This window comes from Xanthovirga aplysinae, assembly GCF_009711365.1.
Classification (GTDB): Bacteria; Bacteroidota; Bacteroidia; order Cytophagales; family Cyclobacteriaceae; genus Xanthovirga; species Xanthovirga aplysinae.
Genome location: NZ_SMMB01000268.1, coordinates 1 through 921 on the forward strand (window position 1 = coordinate 1; position 921 = coordinate 921).

Sequence of the window (921 nt, forward strand, 5' to 3'; positions counted from 1 at the left end):
CTATGGCCTGTTTTAATCAACCTTTACAAGGTATTGGGATAAAGTGTTAAATTCTTAGGATGATCGAATAAAACAAATGCAATTTAGAGTTGTGGCATCTATTATAGAGGGTGTTTTTTGGAAGAAAGAAGTCCGTTGAAGGGGTAGGGGAGTGAAGCTGTGCTTTTGCAAAATGAGGGGGATGGTAAAAAATGTGGAGTGCACCATGGTGATAAAGAAGGATGGGAAATGGAAGAATTTGCTTAGTATTTTACAGATAGGGTCCATATGATAACAGTCTGAGTTTGCAAGGATGGTTCGGACTTTTTGGGGTAGATAAAAAGAGATGCGATAATATTTAAAAGATTATGCCCAACACATAAAGAGAATCTTATTTTAATGGAGGTTTTTTCTCAAGAAAAACCAAGAAAAGTAAATTTTTTTGTTGTTTAGGTAGTAAGATTGAGTTTGATTCCTCTGAGGTGCGAGTAAAAGAGGAATTCCGGGCTTTCCACAAAGATGGCTCCCGCATTTCAATTCCTCTAAGGTGCGAGTAAGAGTCGGTTTAAGGTTTAAGAAAAAGGCCATGAATAATGGAGGTGGAAGCTTGGTCGATTTGGAAGGCTAATTCCAATCTTATTTCATTTCCTTGTAAATAAAATAGTTGCATCTTTTTATCCTCCTTAAAAGGATAAAGATCTAATCGGCTAAATGTAAAAATCTTAAAGGTTTTATTCGCCCCATGCCGGTAACCTGTATCATGAAGAAATGTACTAAATTCCTTATCGGCTTTTGCAATAACACGGTAAATCCATGCGCTTATCCACCGGTAGTAATCCTTAGGGATAGCGGCACGCTCTTTTTTAGGGGTGAGCGTTAAGGTTAATTGAAATCTCATTAAAACCTGGGAAAATAGTTGGTTTTATATTATGAAAAAGGTGT

At 36.8% G+C, this 921-nt stretch carries 1 protein-coding gene; it reads right to left on the minus strand.

The window, feature by feature from the left end; genetic code table 11:
• Nucleotides 1-544: 544 nt before the first annotated feature.
• Entirely contained in the window at nucleotides 545-877 is a 333-nt protein-coding gene (locus E1171_RS00675; protein WP_155203104.1) for a hypothetical protein, read from the minus strand.
• Nucleotides 878-921 lie beyond the last annotated feature (44 nt).